A 20323-nucleotide genomic window follows, 5' to 3' on the forward strand; every position below is an offset into this window, starting at 1 on the left:
AGCGGAAGCCAATACCAACTATGATATGCACCCCGGTAGCCAACCATAAAAGATTGCAGATGTACAACGAAGACGCAGAACACGACGCCCCTATCAATGAGCCACGCCTGTGGCGCGACAACGGCTGGACCGCGCGCGTCATCAAGAATGAAGATGACGAAGGCTGGGCGGTAGAAATGATCAAGGATGGCGAATCCGAACCGGCGCTGGTCGGACCGTGGACCATGGGACGCGATAAAAAGAATCCGAAACCGCTGGATACACCCGCGTTCCACACCCTGGTCAAAACTGCATCCGAAGTCTTGCGCCGCCACGAACAACAATTGCACGCAGACCTGCACAAGAGCGTGATCATCAACACGGCGACCGCCAGCATCACGGTAAAACTCGATATCGTGCCGGATGAAGATGATCCTTATGCGACCTTGAGCGCGGTCGACGAGGACGGTGAACCGATCGCCGAGGTACGCGTCGCACCCCACTTTAAATTGACGCGCAGCAGTGCGGCGGACTGGATCGCAGCGGAATACCGCAGGCCACGCTAAGGCCGGATAGAGAGCTACCGAGGGGAAGGATTACAGGCGGCTATACAAGCGCTGAAATTCTTCTTCCAGCGTATTTTTAGGCAGGCTGCTATTGCCACGGCCATACCAGTAACGTGCATTGCCGAGGTCGCCTTCAACCCGGTGCAGATAGCCGTGGATCTGACACGAGAACTCATCCGAGTGCACTTGTACCAAAGCATGTGCTTCTTCCCAGTTTCCCGCTTTTTCCAGATCCAGCACTTTTTTGTGATCGCAAGCCATTTCAATTCTTTCCTGTTGTTTCATGTTCCGGTCCGTAACGCTCCAGTTCAAAGGCCTCCGCATACGCTGCGTTAAGACCTGACCCGGTACGACGATTCACGGCCAGCACGCGCTCATCAAAACCTTGCGCGCGTGTATTCAAATTCCGTTGATGCTGTGATGCATGCAAACGCAGCAACTCAGCCTTCCACTCTGCATCCGCTGTGCCAAACGGCGTGTACAAATCCGTGCGCATCGCCACTGTCTTGGCATCCTGATTCAGTACTGCCCACAGCTTCCATTGCTCGGCCAAGGCAACAGCGCGAAACAAGGCATACGTACGCTGGTGCGTGACATTGCTGTCATTACCATGCGGCATGAAGACCAGGTCGGGCTGACGTGCCGCCAGGTAATCACGTATGCATCGCTGATTCACCTCATCCAGTCGCGGATTACCTTTTTCATCCGGTGGCAGGCGCAGGAAACTCAATCGCTCCGGCGGCAAACCAAAGAATGCGCAACTCGCCGCCTGTTCCTTTTCACGCAAAGCCGCCTTGTCATCAGCAGTATACGCTTCACCGTAACCATCTTCCACACCGCTGGCACCGGTCGTCAGCACCGCCAGATGTATGGCGTCGCCACGCTGATGGAAATAACGCAGCGTGATAGCAATCGCATCGAAGTCATCCGGATGCGGTGCCAGCACCACCAGTGTCAGTGGCGCTGGCAACACTAACTGCGCTAACTGTAGTGGACGTTCAGCAGGCAAGTGCAACATCAATGTTTCTCCGTACCCAGTTGCTCTGCAGGCTTGGCTACGTCATGCGCATCGTGATGCGTCATCCCGCGCGCCTTGCGCATCATGCGCTTCAGCCAGTGCTCCAGATCATCGATATAAGTAAACACCGCAGGCACCACCAGCAGACTCAACAGCGTCGACGTAATCAAACCACCGATCACGGTAATCGCCATCGGCGAGCGGAAGCTGGGATCGGCACCCCAGCCCAGCGCCAGCGGCATCATGCCTGCACCCATCGCGATCGTCGTCATGATAATCGGACGACTACGCTTATGACAGGCGTCAACCAATGCATCGAAGCGATTCATCCCTTGCTGGCGCGCCATGATGGCGTAGTCGACCAGCAGAATCGAGTTCTTGGTCACGATACCCATCAGCATGATCAGGCCGATCATCGACGGCATCGATAAGGCACGGCCAGTGATCAGCAGCGCGACAAAAGCACCACCGATGGAAAGTGGCAGGGCAGCCAGAATCGTGATCGGTTGCATGAAGTCCTTGAACAGCAGAACCAGCACGCAGTAGATACACAAGACACCAATCGCCATCGCCAGGCCAAAGCTGTTGAACAACAGCATCATCTCTTGTGCATCACCCAGTTCCGCGATCTTCACCGCAGGCGGCAAATTGCGCATGGATGGCAAGGCACGTGCTTCGGTATTCAATTCGCCCAACGAGCGTGAACCGAGTTCCACATCCAGCGTGACGTTACGGCTGCGATTCAGCCTATCGATCTGCGCCGGACCGCTATCCATATAGACAGACGCCACATTACCCAGCATCACCGGGCCATTGCGGCCTGGTACTGTCAGGCGCTCGATTGCAGCCAGGTCGGCACGCATATTGTCCGGCAACTTGACGCGTATCGGCACCTGGCGTTCGGACAGATTCATCTTCGGTAGATTCATATCATAATCACCGGCCGTCGCCACGCGCACTGTTTCACCGATGGCTGAGGTAGTCACGCCGAGATCACCGGCACGTGCCGGATCCGGACGCACGATGATTTCCGGACGCACCAGCGAGGCGCTGGAAGTCACATTACCTATGCCTTTCAGGCCACGCAGTTCACGTTCCACTTTCTTCGCTGCTTCCGACAAGGCCAATGGATCTTCACTGCGCAAGACCAGTTGCATCTTGACGCCGGTATCCGGTGTGCCGACAGTAAAACGTGCACCAGGAATGTTCGCTATGCGCTCACGTATCTTGGCTTCGATATCCGAGATCTTTTCCTTGCGCTCGCTGCGATGTACGGTCGTCAGCGTCATCACGGCACGACGTGCTTCCGCCGATGCGCCCGGTGCAAATGCATCACCGCTGGAACCGCCACCTATCGAGCTGAAAATGCTGATGATGTTTTTATCCTGCGCCACCGCCAGACGTACCCGCTCGGTGACCGCCATCGTTTCCTTCAGCGTACTACCCGGCGGCAATTCAATATTGATTTGCGTCTGTGCACGATCAGTAGGCGGCACGAAGCCGGTCGGCAGCAAAGGCACCAGCATGATGGAACCGATAAAAAACACACCGGAAGCAATCGCGGTTTTCAGGCGGTTGGTCAGACACCAGCGCATTACTTTGATGTAACGCTGCATCAGCCAGCCATCTTCCTGCTCTTTGTGCTTCTTCGGCTTCAGGATGTAAGCCGCCATCATAGGTGTCAGCAATCGTGCGACGACCAGCGAGGCCAGTACCGCCAGCACCGCTGTCCAGCCAAACTGCTTGAAGAACAGACCCGGAATACCCGCCATGAATGCAGTCGGCAGGAACACGGCAACCAGTGCAAAGGTCGTCGCGATCACCGCCATACCAATTTCATCAGCGGCTTCCATCGCTGCCTGCATAGGCGTCTTGCCCATGCTCAGGTGGCGTTCGATATTTTCAATTTCCACAATCGCATCATCGACCAGCACACCCACCACCAGCGCCAGCGATAGCAGGGTCACCATATTCAGCGTGTAGCCGAAGTAAGCAAGGCCGAGGAAAGTCGGGATCACGGATAAAGGCAAAGCGGCAGATGCCACCAGCGTCGCACGCCAGTCACGCAGGAACCACCACACCACCAGCACAGCCAGCAATGCGCCTTCGTACAGCAAGGACATGGAACCATCAAAGTCTTCCTTGATCGGCTTGGCGTTATCGATGGCTTCCTTGAAGACGATATTGCTATTGTTCTTTTGCAGTTCGGCTACCGCTTCTTTCGCGCCTTTGGCGACAGCCAGTTCACTCGCGCCCTTGGTACGGAATACTTCGAAACCGACCACAGTCCGGCCATCCTGCGATGCCGAGGTACGGCGCTCAGCGATGGTATCCGTCACGGTTGCCACCTGCTCCAGGCGGATGTGATGACCATCGGTCAGCGGGATATCCATCTTCGACAATTCGGCAGCGGTCTTCACGGTCGCGATGGTACGCACTGCTTGCTCCGCACCACTGACATCGCCACGTCCACCCGGTGCTTCCTGCTGTACCTGACGCAAACGACGCGAGACATCAACCGCCGCCACATTCAGCGCTGACATCTTGGCCGGATCAAGTTCTATCCGGACTTCACGCGTCACGCCGCCGACACGTTTGACCGAACCGACACCAGGCACCGCCAGCAAACGTTTGGAGACCGTGTTGTCCACGAACCAGCTGAGTTCCTGTTCATCGACGAAGCTGCCCGGAGCAGCTGCTGCGGTGAAGGTAGTGATCACTCGTCCGGCGGTAGATACCTTGGTAACCGACGGATCGCGCAAATCGGCAGGCATGTCTGCACGTACCAATGCGACTGCATCGCGCACATCATTGACTGCGTCTGAAATATTTTTTTCCAGGATGAACTCCACCGTCACGGTGACCGTGCCGTCGAGTACCTTGGTATAGATATTTTTAATGCCTTGCAGCGTTGCAACCGAGTTCTCTATCTTGCGCGCCACTTCCGTTTCCAGCTGCGCCGGTGCAGCACCAGGCAAGGAAGCGTTGACGATGACGATAGGCAGTTCGATATCAGGGAAGTCCTGTACCGCACTCGATTTGAACGCGAGCAAGCCTCCGAGTCCCAGCAAAAAGAACAACATAATTGCCGGGATCGGGTTCTTGATGGAAAGCGAGGAAAAATTCACGCGTGCTCCTATTTGGTCGCAGCGGTCGCGCCCACTGGCGGCGTCGCTACTTTTTGTTCTTTAGTGCTGTCTGCGGTTGCAGGCGTATCCACGACGACTTTCACCAGATCGCCATCGTTCAGGAAGCCTGCGCCATTAGCCACCAGCACTGCATCCGTCGGCACACCGGAGATGATCTCGATGCGATCCGCCAAACGACGTCCCGGCTGCACCTTGATCTGCGTCACACGGTTATCCGGATTCATGCGAAACACATAGCTGAAGCCGTCGCGTATCACGATGGTCTGCTGCGGTACCGTCACCGCGGTCGAGTTGCCCAGATCAAACTGACCTGTCGCAAACATACCGGCACGTACCGGCGCCACATCCGCTGCGGTTGGCGCGAGATCGACATACACTAGCGCCGCGCGATTCTGTGCATCCACGGTCGGCGCAATCATGCGCACCTTGCCTTTGACTTGTGTGCCGTTGGCAGCGGTAATCAGAGCGACTGTGCCGGTTTTAATACGGCCAAGCTCAGCCGACGTCACTTCTGCACGCCACTCCAGGCGTCCTTGTCGTATCAGGCGGAACAATTCGGTACCGGCGCTGACGACGGCACCCACCGTCGCGCTGCGTGCAGAAATCACACCATCATCCGATGCCACAACCTGGGTCTGCGACAAGCGGACTTCCTGCACTGCCAGCAATGCTTTCGCTGCTTCAGCCTTGGCCTTGGCGGTTTGCTCGGTGGTCAGGTATTGGTTGATCTGTTGCGTGCTCAACGCACCAGTGGTTTCCAGTGTGCGTGCACGCTCTGCATTGTTCTTCGCATCAGCCGCATTTGCTTCGGCTTCCATCAGGCTGGCACGTGCTTGCGCCAACTCGGCGTTCACTGATGCAACCGAGAAGGTCGCCAGTACCTGACCGCGCTTCACGACGTCACCGACGTTGACCCGCACATCGGTCAGCTTCAGGCCGTTCGACTCACTGCCTATGATGGCTTCCTGCCACGCCGTCACGGTGCCGTTCGCCGTCAGGTAAATCGGCAGGCTGGCTTGTGATGGCTGGACGGTGGTCACCGCCAATGCCGGTTTAGGGCCGGTTTCGTCTTTCTTCTTCGCGTCGGATTTACCTCCACCGACTACGAGTACTATCCCTGCCAGCACCAATACGGCGACCACAGCGATAACGATGGTTTTTTTGTTGAAACGTTTCATGTATGCGTCCGTCAATTAAATTCAGGATGGTTTTATTTCGTTGTTGTGGCGGCCGTACTTTGCGGATTAACCCAGCCACCGCCAGCAGCGCGGTACAAGGCGATCCAAGCCGACATGCGCTCACGCTCCAGCGTGGTGGCGTTCAGTTCTGCGGCAAGACGGGTACGACGTAAATCTTCGAGGTCGATCAGGCTGGCCAGTCCGTTCTGATACAGGCTTTGTGTGCCGTTGAACGAAGCGCGATAACCCTCAACCGCGATGCGTGCATCTTCACTACGCGACGCAGTGCTCTGTAGATTGACCAGCGCTTCTTCCACTTCGCGCACTGCCTGCCGCACGCTGGCACGGTAAGCAACGACCGCCTCTTCATAGCGCGCCTTGGCTGCTTCCACATTCGCCACCCGCGTACCACCGTCAAAGATAGGCAAAGACAAAGAGAGTGGACCTACTGACCAGGTTTCCATATTGGTGGTCGTGCCACCCGAGCGGAAACTACCAGCGCCGATCGAACCACTCAGCGTCAGGCGCGGATAACGTTGTGCTTGTGCGTTACCGACTTCAGCACTGGCAGCTGCGACTTCACGTTCGGCGATGAATACGTCCGGGCGCTGCGACAAGGTTTGCGCTGGCAGGCTGTCGATATTCAGTACCGTTGCATCGACCGATGGCGCAGTGCTATCGGCCAACTTGCGACGCAAGACCGGTTCATCCATCGCAGTGAGGTAAACCAAAGCCTTGACGTCCAGATCGCACAGGGCGCTTTGCTGAGTTGCACGACCCTGGCCTTCCGCTGCGCTGGCGCGTGCCAATGCTGCGGTGGCCGGTGCCTGGAAACCTGCTTTCGCGCTCAGCTCCGACAAACGTGCTGTTTCCGCGCGTGAATCTGCATCCGCACGGGTCACGATCTCCAGCTTATTGCAGGTACGCAGACTGTAGTAACGATTCGCGACTTCTGCTGCGACCGAAACACGTGCGTCGTGCCAGTTCGCCTGCGCACCTTGCAGACGTGCTTGTGCTGCACGCGCAGTCGCACGATTCGCACCAAACAGGTCTATTTCCCACGAGGGCTGCAAAGCTGCTTGCGAAGTGGTTCCCAATGGCAGCGGTGGTTGTGAGTTAGTACGCTGCACACTCGCCGTGACATCCAGCTTGGGGCCCAGCGCTGCACCAGCAGATACACTGGTCGCACGCGATTGCTCTATGCGCGATACCGCAGTTGCCACGGTTGGGCTAACCGCTTGTGCCGACTGGATCAACTCGACCAGCAGCGGATCGTTCTGCTGCTCCCACCATTTTGACAAATCGGTGAGAGTACCGTGATGCGGCAGGTTCTCGACTTCAGGTGCAGCAGCAACCGATTTGACTGGCAGCGGTGCAAACCATTTGTTCGGTGTTTGCACGCTAACGCTATCCGGCGGTGCAGTCAGTGCGCAACCAGCGAGCCAGATAGGCAAGCTCAGGCAGGCAAGTAATTTTGTGTTCTTCATGATTTTTTCTTACTGATCAACGCACGACGACGTTGCGCTTCAAACTCGGTCATTGCTTCGGCATAGGCGGTGATTCTCTCAGCCCATTCATCAATTTGAGCAGGGCTCGCCATCAAATTAGGACGAATCGCATCGATCACATCGCGTGCAATATACATTTGCAGTGGCAGGCCGACGATGGAGAAAGCGAGTCTGTGGATTTCATCATCGGCTTCTTTTACTTCCAGATACCGCGCCAGCATTGCTACCATCGCTGCATGTGCAGGCTTGATGTTGTTATCGATATCCTCGGCCCATAAACCTGTGGGCTCCAGCATTTCGCGGAAATGCAGACGCACGCATAGCTGCACCAGATCACCCTGCTTCAATGGCTCGAGGAAACCGGCAAAGAAACCCCGCAACGATTCACGCAAAGTCATATCCTGCTCAACCAACATCATGAAGTCACAGGGATTGCCCATAGGCTCAGTAAAAACCGCGCGATACAAACCCGCTTTATCACCAAAGTAGTATTTGATCGCGGCGATATTCACGCCCGCGGTCTGGGCGATGTCACGCGTCGAAGTTTTGCTGAAGCCTTTATCGGCGAACAAGCGCAAAGCTGCCAGCAGCAAGCGCGCACGCGCTTCGGCACCATCGGAACGCTGCTTACGCGCGTCACCATCGACGGAAGAAGACTCGGCACCTTGCTGGGCGGCTGGGGGAGGGGTTTTATGGTCGGCAGAATTCATGCCTCGCATTAGAACACATAAATCAAACGTTTGATTTAATTAAATCGTTTGATTGTGTTTATTTGAGAAGAATGGTTGCCAAACAGGAATTGCTCCGGAGAGCAGGACACGCTATCTGCATGCCGTGCGCCCGGATGCAAGACTTAGCGGGTGCTATCTGCGCGGACAGGGAGGAAAGTAATCATCAGGGCAGACAATGACAAAATGCCGAGTAATACCGCAGCAAAATCCGGTTTCATGGCAAACCAGCCTATGGAGGAAATAATTCCCCCGGTAGATAAAAGCTTGGCAATAGATAACATCGTGTCCCCCTGTCTCAATCTGGCAGATCCGGCATTTCTGGATCAGATGCCAATGTAGCCAAGATGGGTTCGGGAAACTATAGGATTAACAGCCGACTACGTGTCAGCGCAGTCCTACGTAGCCAACAGCTGTTAATCAGGAACGGCGGGCCTTCCTCGGCAATGTGCGCACTTTCGGTACATGCTTCTTTTCCCACTCCGCCAGCGCGGCGCGATACTTCTCCATTTCGAGTTCATACAAATCGAAGATACAGGGCTCGCAACCGCTATGACAGCACTCGTCGTTATCGGGACGTACGGGCGGAACTGGCGCAGTCGTATCGCTGGTTTTACTCATAGACCTCGTTAGCGGATTCCGGAAAATCGCGGAAATAAATTCGCACTCGTGTTTTCTTTAATATACTGCGGACTCTGATGTCGGGGCGTAGCACGCTTCGAGCTATCCACCCACGCATACAGCGCCGTCAAACTGCGCATATCTAAATATAGCCCACTGCGCATGAATGACACGTTTACGATTTTCGGTCTGGTCGACACCACCGCGCTGGAACTGGTTTCCTTTGCGCTAGCGCTATGCATGGTATTGCTCAACATCCGTCAATCACCTTGGGCATGGTTATTCTCCATCATATCCGCCGCGACGTACGCAGTCGTGTTCTACGACAGCAAGATATATGGCGACATGTCGCTACAATTCTTTTTCATCGCAGTCTCGCTGTGGGGCTGGTATCAATGGCTGTTTGGCGGCACCACGCATCACGGCATCCAGGTGTCACGTATGGCGCCACGTTCCTGGCTGTATTCAGCAGCGGCATGGCTGGTCGGCTTCTTCGCCATTGCCGCCTTCCTGCGCATGTTCACCGATACCGATGTTCCGCACATAGACGCCTTCCTCACTGCAGGTAGCCTGGTCGGTCAAATCCTGCTCTCGCGCAAGAAGCTGGAGAACTGGTACGCATGGATAGTGATCGACCTGATCTACATCGCCTTGTATCTGCATAAAAACCTCTACCTCACCGCACTGCTGTTTGCGATCTTTGCCGTGTTGGCGGTAGTCGGCTTGCGTGCATGGGCGAAATCGCTGCGTGAACAGGAGCCGCAGCAATGACCAGCCCGGTACGGCGTATCGCATTACTCGGCGCAGAATCGACCGGCAAATCGACACTGGCTGCGGCATTGGCAGATCACTACCAGACCGTCTGGGTGCCTGAGTATCTGCGTGAATTTGTGGAAGTGAATAAACGCACGCCGCAAGCACACGAGCAGATACTGATTGCGCAAACCCAGATCGCGCGGGAAGACTTGGCCATTGAGCAAGCAAATCGCTATCTGTTCTGTGACACCACGCCGTTGATGACGGCGCTCTATAGCGAATTCTATTTTGGTGCAGCTGATGCGGCACTCATGGAGTTGGCGCGTGAACATCGCTATGAGTGCACCATCGTGGCTGAACCGAGTAATCCTTGGGTTGCTGATGGATTGCAGCGGGAATCGGATAGTGTGCGGCAGGAGGTGCACAGGCGTTTGCTGCGGCAATTAGATAGCGAACGGATAGCCTATTTGCTGGTTGCCGGGGATACTGAAGAGCGGGTGAAGCAAGTTGCTGCTTACTTATTAACACAGAGCTAGCTTTGCCGTACATGCGTAACGAGCAAAGAGGCTGTAGATCTTGTCCACTATGACGATGCCGTTTGTGCGGGACAGAAAATGGAAAAAGAAGTGGATGTGTTTGAGGTGTCGCAGAGAATTTACGGAACACTGTTCCGCGCCTGCGTAACGGTATCCGCTTGCAAGCGGATACGCGCCCTGCAAGGGCAGCGAGTTTCATCCACGTCCCATTTTTGTCCCGCACAAACGGAAACCCCGCAGGGGCAGCGGTGCCGTGGTCGCCTTTCTTTGCTCACTTTCTTTGGCGAAGCAAAGAAAGTGAGTGGCCGCCGGGCCACCCCCGGCAACCCCACTCTCTACGGAGAGAGAGCCGAATCAGCAACAATCAATACACAAACCAAGCACCCAATAAAAAATGCCACCGGAGCTACGGTGGCATTTTTAAAATCAAACAAGCCGAATCAGAAATCCACTTGTGCCGACAATCTGGCCAAACGCGGGGCACCTGGAATCAGATAGCCACCAAACGCATTCGCTGCATCACCCCAGTAGAATTTATTAAAGACATTATCGATGCCAAAGCGGAAGGTAGTCGTCTTGCCGCTGATCTTAGTCGCATAACGCGCACCCACGTTCAGGACGTGATAGCCATCGACTCGTTTGTTCAAAGCAGCGATCTCACTATTCGGTGCAAACACCTTGCTGGTCGAATAAATCCAGGTCGCATTCAACTTGACTGCTGGCATCTGTGGCAACGCATAGTCTACATATACCGCTGACTTGAACTTAGGCACATTACCAACGCGCTTGCCTTCGACATTCGCGTCACCGGTACCTTCCATATTTGCCTGCAATGCCGTAAAGCTCGCACCCAACATCAAGTTACGCGTCGCACGTCCTTGTGCCGCCAACTCCAGACCTCGATGAACCTGCTTGCCCGCGACTACATACAAAGAAGCTGGGTTCAGATACTCGTTATCGCGTTTGATCTGGAACAATGCAGCAGACACGCTGATGTCCGCTGTAAGGTCGGTCTTGATCCCAACTTCCACCTGCTTGGATTTATTCGGATCCAATACAGATTCGGCATTCGTATTACCGGATGGAATTTCCCCTCCCGGTTCCAGCCCTTGCGAGTAGGATGCATACAAAGAGAGATTTGCTTTGGGGCTATAAACTAAAGCGACGTTCGGCAATATGTAGTCACCGTCCGTATTTCTGATGTTCGCACCATCTTTATCAAACTGAACCCGCTTCAGTTTCGTGTAACGCAGACCTGCGTGCAACTTGAATTGATCATTCAAGCTCAAGATGTCTTGCACAAATATCGAACGCTCTTCGTCTTTGCGGCGTAACACAACCGGATTCGTCGGACCAAGTGAGTACGTATAAGGAACGGTGTTATATATGTTGCCGTAACCGACAAAATCAAAAAGATAATCGGCAAAATTATCACGACGATTCAACGTCGAGATACCAGTAGTCAAAGCATGCTTGATTCCACCGGTTGTAAAGTTACCCTGCAACATTGCCTGGGTCGTCATCACCGTTCGTTTGTCATTCTCACGACGCAAATCGTACATGGCAAAATCACCGTTTGCGTTGTAACCAACAAATGGATTGCCACAACCGCTAGGAATGACCATAGGATCTGCGTTGATATTCGCGCAACCGGAGGCCAGTGCCACCGCATCATCACGACGCAGTTCGAATTTGTTTGCCTGCAAAGTGGTACGCCAATTGTCGTTGAGTTCGTATTCAAACTTTATACCGAGATTGTTCGTATCATCCGTTACCGGTCTGCTCCATGGCTGATTATTCAACATGGTTTTGCCGCTCACCCCAGTAGGAATGCGATTATCCGGCCCCAGTAACTGGAAACCCGGCACTGTCAGTTGCGACTTGTGCTGGTAATCCATATCGACCTGCAGCAAAGCTCGCGGGCTGATACGCCAGTCAAACGCACCAGAAACAAAGCGACGATCGCCGTTAGAACCCTTCACATAGGATTTAATGTCTTCCGCTGCTGCATTAATGCGATAACCAAAACGTTTGTCTTCCGAACGGCCACCCAAATCTATTGCGCTATAAATCGTGCCACGTTCGCGCACTTCAAATGTAGCCGAACGCAGTGGTGTGTCGGTTGGCCGCTTCGTTACATAGTTAAGAATGCCGCCCGAAGATGCAGTACCTGCCTGCAAACCCGCCAGGCCCTTCAAGATTTCCAGACGCTCCTTGTTTTCCATCGGGATCGCGGAATGCGCGAGGATGACCATGCCGTCCTTGCGATAGTTCGAGCCCATGTCCAGCGTGAAGCCGCGGATCGCGAACCAGTCGGACAGACCGACCGCGTTATAGGAGTTCTGTACGCTGGCATCGTATTTCACCGCATCGGTTGCGGTACGTATGCTGCGTTCCTGCATCTGTTCAGCAGTGATGACGCTAATGGATGCGGGTGTCTGCAACAAAGGTGTTTCCGTGAAACCGCCAACGCTGGCATTGCGTGCGATACCGTCAGGTGCCGATTCGGAAGTGACGACCACTTCGGGCAAGACGTTTTCAGCAGACTCTGCCATGGCGACAGGCGCAAACGCACAGGCTTGGGCAACAGCCAGGGCAATCAGGGAACGACGGGAATGTGGTGCAGACATGTTTTGTTCAATCAATCGCGTTAGAAAAACCAATGCGCGCGAAGGAATGGACAAAGAAATTGCGTGGACTTTGCGCTTCCCTACGCTGGCATTATCCAGGTCAGGTACGGAGGGTTTTATCTCACCCGAAGACGTTTAACTCTTCAGGACCCCTAGCGTGGCCGAATGGTAACACGAAAGAAGAAGCGGACGGAATGGCATTTTTGCTGCAAGTTGCCGCAAATTTCGCCGATCTTAACCGAGGTCAACAAAACGGCGGGACCTGCCCGCCGGATCGTCAACAGCTGATACGGCTTATTTGACCTTTTTGGTGATCGCCGATGTGCCCTGGCGGATACGCGTAATACCGGAGGTTACAGAGATGGGATCGCTGGCAGGGAAGCTCAGATCCAATGCCGTATCAAGCAATTCGTCCTTCGCTTTTTCCTGCTTGGACGGTTCGCTGTCATGCGGCATTTCTGCCACCGGATCACTGGCAGGAAATGTCGCCTCCAATGCATCGTCCAGCAGCTCTTCGTCATGTGTATGCATTGTTACGTCGGACGGTTTACCTGCAACTGCCTGTTTCGCTTTGGAACTGTGCTCTGTCATGTGAGACTCCTTGCGATGGTAGATAGTGCGCTTAACTATAGGACAACGTGCAACAACACACGTTCAACTGCTGCGCGGATAACGTACTGTCAACACTTGCAACTCTTCGTCACCGGCTGGTGTCTCTAACGATACCGCATCGCCTTCGTGCGCACCCAGCAGGCTTTGCGCGAGTGGTGATAACCAGCTGATTCGCCCTTGCGCCGGATCCAGCTCATCCAGGCCCACGATAGTGACTCGATGCCGTTCACCAGCAGCATTGTCGTATTCCACCGTTGCACCAAAGAATATCTGGTCGCCATCTGCATGCACACTGGCATCGACTATCTCTGCCGTTTCCAGGCGAGTCTGCAAGTAATGGATGCGTGTATCAATTTCGCGTAGCGATGCTTCCGGCGCGGATTCCATATCGGCACTTTCAGCGTCTGCCTGCAAAGCCGCAGGTCGTGCGACATCCAGCAAATGCTGCAATTCTGTTTGCAGTGCGTGATAACCGTCCGGCGTGATGTAGTTCCTGACGCCGACTGGCATCTCCGGCATTGGCGATACCGCATCGTCGTCATTCGTTTCTTTTACAAATGCCTTGTTCATGATCGCACTCCTGCCACTACACATGCATAGACGACTACCTTAGCGCATCCTGGGAGAAACTGCTGTACGTTGCAGCACGAAGGCATCAACGTGGACTAAGGAAGAGTTCCATACGATGTAGCTCTTCGTCCAATGCATTGCGGAAAGCGGCCGCTTTGGGTGCTGGACCTGCCACATAGCCGAATGTAGCTTCCGGTTGACCATCACGCACTGACACATTCGCCCAGCCTATGACCTGATCACGCCAGAGCATGGGCAACGCGTAGTAACCGTACTGGCGTCGGGCTGGCGGCGTATAGGCTTCGAATTTGTAGGTCCAGTCCCAGAGCAAGGCGAAGCGACGCCGATCCCAGACCACCGGATCAAAAGGTGCGAGTAATCGCACACTATCGTCGACAGCATAACGACGTGAACGAGGGTTTTCATCAACGGGCCAGTACCAGGTGGTGCCATCAATACGACAGCTGGCCAGATGCTCACGTGCCAGTCGCAGTGCTGCTTGCGTCTGCGCCGCCAGATGGGGTGCTCCGTAGCCTAGCAAGCGCGCCAGGTAAGTCAGACTGGCGGCTGGCAATGGCGCGTATTTGCGCAGTATCAATTCGAGCAGGGCTGCCGCACGTAGTGCACCGGCCGTGGGGCTATCATCCGCAGGTGGATGCGTCGCCACTTCGTAGACACGTGTACCACTATCGCGTCGCTTCACCCGCAACAGCCCGCGGTAATGCATGCCATCCAGCAATTGCGTGCTGGCATTGCTGGAGCCACCCCAATAGTTTTGCACACGTCCGTGCGCGAAATGTTGTTCGACCTCGCGTGGATGAACCACACCGCGCTCACGCACGAAGGCCAGTACGTCAGCCGCCTTGCGCTGAGTTTCGGCATTCCAGGTTTTCTTAGGCTGGCGTGGATGCATCAGCGCCAGATGTGCACGTGGCAGAAAGCCGTAGTTGACGAAGCAGTCTTCGTCGATCGCGAGACGCGCATAGCGACGCTCCAGATCGCCGGCACGGTAATCCTTGACGCGATGACGCAGCGTCAAATCTTGCGCCCGGGCTGGCGCTCGTATCGGATCTGCCTGTACAAAACCCAGACGCTGGATCGCTGCTGGCAGCGTGGTCGGCCTGAACAAAGTCCGCGCAACCGCGTAGCGACGCAGGTCTTCCAGACTCGGTTGAGTGGACATGGGAGAGTGAAAGTGCTGATGTACTGCGGACTAGAAGTGCACGCCTGTAAGCGCGTGCACTTCAGCATCGGACTTAAACGTCAGACCAGAGTTTGCCGCCAGTCGCCCAGTTTTCACGCTTCACGTCTTCGATGATGATATCGACGGATTCAGCGCTGGAACCCAGAGTCGCGACCGTCGCTTCGGTCACCGCTTTGACGAATGCACGTTTTTGTTCAACGGTACGACCTTCGAATAATTGCACATTGATGGTAGGCATGAGTTTTCCTTTTTAGTTAGTAGTATTAAAACGATTAGTTACGATAAGACGGCGACACTGCATCCAATTTGCGCAGCAGCGCAGGCCATTCGAGTATGCCTTCCGGCGAGCCGTCGCCCAGCAATTCCTTGTAGGTCTTGGCGCAGATTTCTGGGGCCGGTATATTCAGCGGACCGCCGCCGGATTGTGCTTTCAGCTGAAAAGAGCAGGCTTTGTCCAGCGTATCCATCAGCACATAGGCTTCCGCTATCGTGCGACCGCTGATCAGCGTACCGTGGTTACGCAAGAGCATGGCCGGGTAGTCACCCAGGCGTTCTATCAGACGCACCTGCTCCACTGGCGACAGGGCCAGGCCTTCGTAGTCGTGATAACCGATCTGTTGATAGAAGCGCATCGCGTGCTGCGACAAGGGCAACAAGCCCCCTTGTTGCATGCCGATCGCGACCCCATTTTCATTATGCAGATGCATGACGCACATCGCATCTGCGCGTGCTGCATGCACCGCACCGTGGATTGCGAAGCCAGTGACATTCACGCGATAGGTCTGGTCGCCGATGATATTGCCCTGCAAGTCGATCTTCACCAGATTGGATGCGGTGATTTCATCGAAGCGGAAGCCAAAAGGATTGATCAGGAAACGACCTTCTTCGCCCGGTACCGTCGCCGAGATGTGTGTATAGATCAGGTCGTCCCAATTCTTGAGGGCACATAAATGGTAGCAAGCAGCGAGGTCTATGCGGACCTGCCATTCGGCGGCGCTCATGCCTGCGGGTGGAGTTGCTGGGGTAGTCATATCACCTTGCCAAGTATTTGAAGCAAACGACGCCGTACCGGCGTCACCAAGGGTGAAATTATAGAGCCATAGCGTGCAGCCCGCCGATTCCGGCTGAAATCCGTCGATTTCACATCGATTTTTCTTTAAAAACCGGCTTGTCACACCGGAGTCGCAGTAAGACTGCATAATAGTGGATTCGATATCGGCTATGGCTTCGCCTTCTTGATAGCGAAAATAAATTGATTTGCAAAATTAAATCAATTATGCAAATGATGGATACTTGTCTATCATTCGTACTTGTGCAGTAACGAACCCTCTTTTTTTAACCCAACTAAGGAAATACGACATGTCCCTTATTAATACACAGGTCCAGCCATTCAAGACCCAAGCTTTCCACAACGGCAAGTTCATTGAAGTTACCGAACAATCGTTGAAGGGCAAATGGTCCGTGCTGATTTTCATGCCAGCAGCGTTCACATTCAACTGCCCAACCGAAGTTGAAGATGCAGCTGACAGCTATGCAGAATTCCAAAAATTGGGTACCGAAGTTTATATCGTTACAACCGATACCCACTTCTCGCACAAAGTTTGGCACGAAACATCGCCAGCAGTTGGCAAAGCTAAATTCCCATTGGTTGGCGACCCAACTCACCAACTGACCAACGCATTCGGCGTGCACATTCCTGAAGAAGGCCTGTCGCTGCGCGGTACGTTCGTAGTCAATCCAGACGGCGTTATCAAAACCCTGGAAATCCATTCGAACGAAATCGCTCGTGACGTTTCGGAAACTCTGCGCAAGCTGAAAGCTGCTCAATACACAGCTGCTCACCCGAACGAAGTTTGCCCGGCAAAATGGAAAGATGGCGAAAAAACCCTGGCTCCATCGCTGGATCTGGTCGGCAAAATCTAAGTTGTAATTAAGAAGTAGTTGCAAGACTGTCCGGGCCGTGTGGCCCGGACATGCAGGACTTTATTTTTAAACTGAATAGAAAGCAGGGACCATCATGTTAGATGCCAATCTCAAAACCCAATTAGCCGCTTATTTGGAAAAGATCGTGCAACCGATCGAGATCGTTGCGTCACTCGATGGCAGCGACAAATCTCGTGAATTGCAGGAGTTGCTGCAAGAAATCGTCGTGCTGACCGACAAGATCACACTGGTCGAACGCACCGATGACAACGAGCGCAAACCTTCTTTTGTAATCAAGCGCCCGGACGCACACGCAGGCATACAATTCGCCGCGATTCCGATGGGACACGAATTCACTTCTCTGGTCTTGGCCTTGCTGCAAACCGGCGGCCACCCATTGAAACTCGAAGACTCGGTCATTGAACAGATTCGTAACCTGGACGGTGACTACACCTTCGAAACTTATATGTCTTTGTCTTGCCATAACTGCCCGGAAGTTGTGCAGGCGTTCAACGTCATGGCTTTGATCAATCCGCGCATCCGCGCCATCACGATTGATGGTGGTTTGTTCCAGGACGAAGTCAAGGACCGCGAGATCATGGCTGTGCCGACGACCTTCATGAACGGGCAACCGTTCGAGTCTGGTCGCGTCAGCATCGAACAGATCCTGGCCAAGCTCGACACCGGCGGCAACAAACGCAAAGCCGAAGAGCTGAGCGCGAAAGCACCGTATGACGTGCTGATCGTCGGCGGCGGACCTGCAGGTGCAGCAGCAGCGATTTATGCAGCACGCAAAGGCATACGTACTGGTGTAGTCGCTGAACGCTTCGGCGGTCAGGTGCTGGATACGCTGTCGATCGAAAACTTTGTTTCGGTACAGGAAACCGACGGCCCGAAATTCGCCGTCGCGCTGGAACAGCACGTACGCAGCTATGAAGTCGATATCATGAACGTACAGCAGGCGTCCGAGCTGGTACCGGGCAAACTGATCGAAATCAAGTTGAAAGATGGCGGCTCGCTGAAAAGCAAATCCGTGATCCTGGCAACCGGTGCACGCTGGAAAACCATCAACGTGCCGGGCGAAAACGAATACCGTAACAAAGGTGTTGCGTACTGCCCGCACTGCGACGGCCCATTGTTCAAAGGCAAACGTGTAGCAGTCATCGGTGGTGGTAACTCCGGCGTCGAAGCAGCAATCGACCTGGCCGGTATCGTCGGTCATGTGACCCTGATCGAATTCGGCGCAGAATTGCGTGCTGATGCAGTCTTGCAACGCAAGTTGCATAGCCTGGCCAACGTTACTGTGATCACGTCAGCACAAACGACCGAAATCACCGGCGACGGCAAACGCGTCAACGGCCTGGTCTACAAGGATCGCAAAACCGAAGAAAGCAAATCGGTGGAACTGGAAGGCGTCTTCATCCAGATCGGCCTGGTGCCTAACACCGAATGGCTGAAAGGTACGGTTGCCTTGTCGCGTCATGGCGAAATCGAAGTTGACTCGCATGGCCGTACCTCGATACCAGGTGTGTTTGCAGCTGGCGACGTGACCACGGTGCCGTACAAGCAAATCGTGATCGCGGTCGGTGAAGGTGCGAAGGCATCGTTGAGCGCCTTTGATTACCTGATCCGCAGTTCGGATACGGATGAAGTCGAAGCACCAGCGAAGACGGAAGCCGTTACGGCCTAAGCCTGAGTAATACGTAGCTCAATAAAAAAGCCGCAGCAATGCGGCTTTTTCTTTGGCTGTAGCCATTACTCAAAAGTTGTATTCACCAAAGACATACTTATCAAAACTGAACTTGGTTCCGCCCGGTAGCGTATCAACCAGGCGCTTGGGATTCTTGGCCGAGATAAAGACATCAGCCGTCTGATCCTTGCAGCGGAACTTGGTGGCAGGACTCAATATGGTATTGGCCTTGATACGGATGTGACGGAAGCTCTTGGCCTTTTCGCTACAGATCAGGAAATGCCGCTCCTGGCGAAAACCCGATAAAGGGATATTCAGCCACCAGCCTTCGTCACCCGCGTAGGGCACGACTGTCGACCATTGTGTATTTTTATCATTCAACAGGTTGGCGTGCAGCTCTTCATTTACCCGTTTCATGGCTTCATTCTTAGTCATATTTCTTCCAGCGATTTGAATACCGACAGCTTATCCATTTTTAGCCGAGAAAAGCACGCAACACTTCATATTTATTGGCTTTACGCGTGATAGAGTGATCGGCAGCAGCATAAGATTTCCATATATAAAAGCCGAAGATGGCGGTAAACAGCTGTACGCCGACTCATGACGCTAAACTATCGAAGCTGGAAAAGATGAACGATATTGCACCAAAGGTGGAGCTGGATAGCTCCGTCTATAAGACTTTGCTTGAGTCCACCAAAGCCATACCGTGGAAGATAGACTGGGCCACCATGCAGTTCACCTACATCGGCCCGCAGATCGAAGGCGTGCTCGGCTGGCCGCAGGATAGCTGGGTTTCGGTGAACGACTGGGCATCGCGCATCCACCCGGATGAACGCGACGCCATCGTCAACTTTTGCGTCGCGCAATCGCAAGCCGGTGCCGACCACGAAGCCGACTATCGGGCGCTGGCGCAAAACGGCGACTACGTCTGGATACGTGATGTCGTGCACGTGGCGCGCAAACCGGATGGCACAGTCGATGCGCTGATCGGCTTCATGTTCGATATCAATGAACGGAAAAAAACCGAAGCCAAGCTGATCGACCTGCAAAAGGAACTGGAAACCCTATCCTTCAAGGATGGCCTGACCGGCGTTGCGAACCGCCGCATGTTCGACTCGGTCATGGAACTGGAATGGGCGAATGCCAAAAATGACAAGCGACCTATCTCCATCATCATGTTGGATATTGATTACTTCAAGCAATACAACGATCACTACGGTCACATCCAGGGCGACCATTGCCTCAAGCAAGTTGCACAAACCCTGAGTAGTGCGGCGAGCCGCTCACGCGATTTCTTCGGCCGCTTTGGCGGCGAGGAATTCATCCTCGTCCTGCCGGAAACCAATGAAGTCGCGGCCCTGACTGTAGCCGAACGTTGCCGCAAGCTGATCGCAGATCAATGTATCCCGCACGAAAAATCCGGCATCAGTCAACGCCTGACCATCAGCCTCGGCGTGCATACCGTCATCCCATGTTATGGGGATGAGCCGCTGCAATTCATAGAAGAAGTAGACCGCAGACTTTATCGGGCGAAACAAAAAGGGCGCGACTGTATCGCCACCGACGCGTAAATTTTACAAATCCCGATTATGTGACTGTTGCGAAATCGCTTAATCATTCAACCAGCAGTTGTAGAACTTTTTTGAAGAGGGTAA

22 protein-coding genes and 1 riboswitch are annotated in these 20323 nt (G+C 54.1%); of the genes, 7 read left to right on the forward strand and 15 right to left on the reverse strand.

The features are described from left to right. The first annotated feature begins 59 nt into the window (after nt 1-59). Entirely contained in the window at nt 60-545 is a 486-nt protein-coding gene (locus IXC47_RS10720) for a hypothetical protein (protein ID WP_195875630.1), read from the forward strand. Between the two features lie 30 nt (nt 546-575). Here the strand turns inward: IXC47_RS10720 and IXC47_RS10725 are convergent, their stop codons facing one another. From IXC47_RS10725 to IXC47_RS10760, 8 genes are all read right to left on the reverse strand, one after another. Continuing rightward, nucleotides 576-830 carry a hypothetical protein gene (locus tag IXC47_RS10725; RefSeq protein ID WP_230089501.1) on the reverse strand — a complete coding sequence of 85 codons (255 nt, stop codon included), beginning with the start codon at nt 828-830 and terminating at the stop codon, nt 576-578. Beyond that, a complete protein-coding gene (locus IXC47_RS10730) occupies nt 808-1563 on the reverse strand; it encodes a PIG-L deacetylase family protein (protein WP_195875631.1) in 756 nt (251 codons plus the stop codon). The genes IXC47_RS10725 and IXC47_RS10730 overlap by 23 nt, the downstream gene beginning before the upstream one ends. Continuing rightward, nucleotides 1563-4691: an efflux RND transporter permease subunit gene (locus IXC47_RS10735; protein ID WP_195875632.1), complete on the reverse strand. Its 3129-nt coding sequence runs from the start codon at nt 4689-4691 to the stop codon at nt 1563-1565. Before IXC47_RS10735 ends, IXC47_RS10730 begins: the two co-directional genes overlap by 1 nt. An 8-nt stretch (nt 4692-4699) precedes the next feature. After that, nucleotides 4700-5890, reverse strand: a complete 1191-nt coding sequence (locus IXC47_RS10740) for an efflux RND transporter periplasmic adaptor subunit (protein WP_195875633.1) — start codon at nt 5888-5890, stop codon at nt 4700-4702. Between the two features lie 32 nt (nt 5891-5922). Then, nucleotides 5923-7377 (reverse strand): efflux transporter outer membrane subunit, encoded by a 1455-nt coding sequence (locus tag IXC47_RS10745; RefSeq protein ID WP_195875634.1) that lies wholly within the window; start codon nt 7375-7377, stop codon nt 5923-5925. Further along, nucleotides 7374-8108: a CerR family C-terminal domain-containing protein gene (locus IXC47_RS10750; protein ID WP_407651109.1), complete on the reverse strand. Its 735-nt coding sequence runs from the start codon at nt 8106-8108 to the stop codon at nt 7374-7376. Before IXC47_RS10750 ends, IXC47_RS10745 begins: the two co-directional genes overlap by 4 nt. Before the next feature lie 143 nt (nt 8109-8251). Beyond that, on the reverse strand, nt 8252-8410 hold the full coding sequence (locus tag IXC47_RS10755; protein WP_175624369.1) for a hypothetical protein: 159 nt from the start codon (nt 8408-8410) through the stop codon (nt 8252-8254). A 136-nt stretch (nt 8411-8546) separates the two neighbouring features. Then, a complete protein-coding gene (locus IXC47_RS10760; RefSeq protein ID WP_195875636.1) occupies nt 8547-8747 on the reverse strand; it encodes an oxidoreductase-like domain-containing protein in 201 nt (66 codons plus the stop codon). 162 nt (nt 8748-8909) lie between these two features. Here IXC47_RS10760 and pnuC point away from each other — a divergent pair, with 162 nt between their 5' ends. From pnuC to IXC47_RS10775, 3 genes are all read left to right on the forward strand, one after another. Then, nucleotides 8910-9518, forward strand: coding sequence for a nicotinamide riboside transporter PnuC (gene pnuC / locus IXC47_RS10765; RefSeq protein ID WP_195875637.1), 609 nt, complete (start codon nt 8910-8912; stop codon nt 9516-9518). Further along, complete coding sequence (locus IXC47_RS10770) at nt 9515-10039, forward strand: AAA family ATPase (protein ID WP_195875638.1); 525 nt, start codon at nt 9515-9517, stop codon at nt 10037-10039. The genes pnuC and IXC47_RS10770 overlap by 4 nt, the downstream gene beginning before the upstream one ends. Nucleotides 10040-10117: 78 nt before the next feature. Beyond that, nucleotides 10118-10537 (forward strand): hypothetical protein, encoded by a 420-nt coding sequence (locus tag IXC47_RS10775; RefSeq protein WP_195875639.1) that lies wholly within the window; start codon nt 10118-10120, stop codon nt 10535-10537. Here the strand turns inward: IXC47_RS10775 and IXC47_RS10780 are convergent. From IXC47_RS10780 to IXC47_RS10805, 6 genes are all read right to left on the reverse strand, one after another. After that, nucleotides 10480-12669 carry a TonB-dependent siderophore receptor gene (locus IXC47_RS10780; protein WP_195875640.1) on the reverse strand — a complete coding sequence of 730 codons (2190 nt, stop codon included), beginning with the start codon at nt 12667-12669 and terminating at the stop codon, nt 10480-10482. The two genes, IXC47_RS10775 and IXC47_RS10780, sit on opposite strands and share 58 nt — an antisense overlap. A gap of 60 nt (nt 12670-12729) precedes the next feature. Continuing rightward, a riboswitch (TPP riboswitch) is annotated at nt 12730-12833 on the reverse strand. A gap of 130 nt (nt 12834-12963) precedes the next feature. Next, on the reverse strand, nt 12964-13260 hold the full coding sequence (locus IXC47_RS10785; RefSeq protein ID WP_195875641.1) for a hypothetical protein: 297 nt from the start codon (nt 13258-13260) through the stop codon (nt 12964-12966). A 63-nt stretch (nt 13261-13323) separates the two neighbouring features. Beyond that, on the reverse strand, nt 13324-13851 hold the full coding sequence (locus tag IXC47_RS10790; RefSeq protein ID WP_195875642.1) for a GreA/GreB family elongation factor: 528 nt from the start codon (nt 13849-13851) through the stop codon (nt 13324-13326). Between the two features lie 85 nt (nt 13852-13936). Further along, on the reverse strand, nt 13937-15034 hold the full coding sequence (locus tag IXC47_RS10795) for a DNA glycosylase AlkZ-like family protein (protein ID WP_195875643.1): 1098 nt from the start codon (nt 15032-15034) through the stop codon (nt 13937-13939). A 73-nt stretch (nt 15035-15107) separates the two neighbouring features. Beyond that, entirely contained in the window at nt 15108-15293 is a 186-nt protein-coding gene (locus tag IXC47_RS10800; RefSeq protein ID WP_011979267.1) for a 4-oxalocrotonate tautomerase, read from the reverse strand. A 34-nt stretch (nt 15294-15327) separates the two neighbouring features. Then, a complete protein-coding gene (locus tag IXC47_RS10805; RefSeq protein WP_195875644.1) occupies nt 15328-16086 on the reverse strand; it encodes a class II aldolase/adducin family protein in 759 nt (252 codons plus the stop codon). 328 nt (nt 16087-16414) lie between these two features. Here IXC47_RS10805 and ahpC point away from each other — a divergent pair, with 328 nt between their 5' ends. Together ahpC and ahpF are read left to right on the forward strand one after the other, a co-directional pair. After that, complete coding sequence (gene ahpC / locus IXC47_RS10810; RefSeq protein WP_175624378.1) at nt 16415-16978, forward strand: alkyl hydroperoxide reductase subunit C; 564 nt, start codon at nt 16415-16417, stop codon at nt 16976-16978. Nucleotides 16979-17072: 94 nt separating this feature from the next. Next, entirely contained in the window at nt 17073-18668 is a 1596-nt protein-coding gene (gene ahpF, locus IXC47_RS10815) for an alkyl hydroperoxide reductase subunit F (RefSeq protein WP_195875645.1), read from the forward strand. Between the two features lie 69 nt (nt 18669-18737). Here the strand turns inward: ahpF and IXC47_RS10820 are convergent, their stop codons facing one another. Beyond that, nucleotides 18738-19103, reverse strand: a complete 366-nt coding sequence (locus tag IXC47_RS10820; protein ID WP_195875646.1) for a hypothetical protein — start codon at nt 19101-19103, stop codon at nt 18738-18740. Between the two features lie 194 nt (nt 19104-19297). Here IXC47_RS10820 and IXC47_RS10825 point away from each other — a divergent pair, with 194 nt between their 5' ends. Next, nucleotides 19298-20239 carry a GGDEF domain-containing protein gene (locus tag IXC47_RS10825; RefSeq protein ID WP_195875647.1) on the forward strand — a complete coding sequence of 314 codons (942 nt, stop codon included), beginning with the start codon at nt 19298-19300 and terminating at the stop codon, nt 20237-20239. The last annotated feature ends 84 nt before the right edge of the window (nt 20240-20323 follow it).

The organism is Herminiimonas contaminans, assembly GCF_015645465.1.
In the GTDB taxonomy this organism is placed as follows: Bacteria; Pseudomonadota; Gammaproteobacteria; order Burkholderiales; family Burkholderiaceae_D; genus Oxalicibacterium; species Oxalicibacterium contaminans.

What these genes read in the sequence shown, in the direction of transcription:
- IXC47_RS10725 (WP_230089501.1), bottom strand. Translation starts at nt 830, where the DNA reads ATGAAACAACAGGAAAGAATTGAAATGGCTTGCGATCACAAAAAAGTG.
- IXC47_RS10790 (WP_195875642.1), bottom strand. Translation starts at nt 13,851, where the DNA reads ATGAACAAGGCATTTGTAAAAGAAACGAATGACGACGATGCGGTATCG.
- IXC47_RS10740 (WP_195875633.1), bottom strand. Translation starts at nt 5,890, where the DNA reads ATGAAACGTTTCAACAAAAAAACCATCGTTATCGCTGTGGTCGCCGTA.
- ahpF (WP_195875645.1), top strand. Translation starts at nt 17,073, where the DNA reads ATGTTAGATGCCAATCTCAAAACCCAATTAGCCGCTTATTTGGAAAAG.
- IXC47_RS10760 (WP_195875636.1), bottom strand. Translation starts at nt 8,747, where the DNA reads ATGAGTAAAACCAGCGATACGACTGCGCCAGTTCCGCCCGTACGTCCC.
- IXC47_RS10820 (WP_195875646.1), bottom strand. Translation starts at nt 19,103, where the DNA reads ATGACTAAGAATGAAGCCATGAAACGGGTAAATGAAGAGCTGCACGCC.
- IXC47_RS10795 (WP_195875643.1), bottom strand. Translation starts at nt 15,034, where the DNA reads ATGTCCACTCAACCGAGTCTGGAAGACCTGCGTCGCTACGCGGTTGCG.
- IXC47_RS10730 (WP_195875631.1), bottom strand. Translation starts at nt 1,563, where the DNA reads ATGTTGCACTTGCCTGCTGAACGTCCACTACAGTTAGCGCAGTTAGTG.
- IXC47_RS10780 (WP_195875640.1), bottom strand. Translation starts at nt 12,669, where the DNA reads ATGTCTGCACCACATTCCCGTCGTTCCCTGATTGCCCTGGCTGTTGCC.
- IXC47_RS10745 (WP_195875634.1), bottom strand. Translation starts at nt 7,377, where the DNA reads ATGAAGAACACAAAATTACTTGCCTGCCTGAGCTTGCCTATCTGGCTC.
- IXC47_RS10800 (WP_011979267.1), bottom strand. Translation starts at nt 15,293, where the DNA reads ATGCCTACCATCAATGTGCAATTATTCGAAGGTCGTACCGTTGAACAA.
- IXC47_RS10720 (WP_195875630.1), top strand. Translation starts at nt 60, where the DNA reads ATGTACAACGAAGACGCAGAACACGACGCCCCTATCAATGAGCCACGC.
- IXC47_RS10770 (WP_195875638.1), top strand. Translation starts at nt 9,515, where the DNA reads ATGACCAGCCCGGTACGGCGTATCGCATTACTCGGCGCAGAATCGACC.
- IXC47_RS10755 (WP_175624369.1), bottom strand. Translation starts at nt 8,410, where the DNA reads ATGTTATCTATTGCCAAGCTTTTATCTACCGGGGGAATTATTTCCTCC.
- ahpC (WP_175624378.1), top strand. Translation starts at nt 16,415, where the DNA reads ATGTCCCTTATTAATACACAGGTCCAGCCATTCAAGACCCAAGCTTTC.
- IXC47_RS10750 (WP_407651109.1), bottom strand. Translation starts at nt 8,108, where the DNA reads ATGAATTCTGCCGACCATAAAACCCCTCCCCCAGCCGCCCAGCAAGGT.
- IXC47_RS10775 (WP_195875639.1), top strand. Translation starts at nt 10,118, where the DNA reads ATGGAAAAAGAAGTGGATGTGTTTGAGGTGTCGCAGAGAATTTACGGA.
- IXC47_RS10785 (WP_195875641.1), bottom strand. Translation starts at nt 13,260, where the DNA reads ATGACAGAGCACAGTTCCAAAGCGAAACAGGCAGTTGCAGGTAAACCG.
- IXC47_RS10805 (WP_195875644.1), bottom strand. Translation starts at nt 16,086, where the DNA reads ATGACTACCCCAGCAACTCCACCCGCAGGCATGAGCGCCGCCGAATGG.
- IXC47_RS10825 (WP_195875647.1), top strand. Translation starts at nt 19,298, where the DNA reads ATGAACGATATTGCACCAAAGGTGGAGCTGGATAGCTCCGTCTATAAG.
- pnuC (WP_195875637.1), top strand. Translation starts at nt 8,910, where the DNA reads ATGAATGACACGTTTACGATTTTCGGTCTGGTCGACACCACCGCGCTG.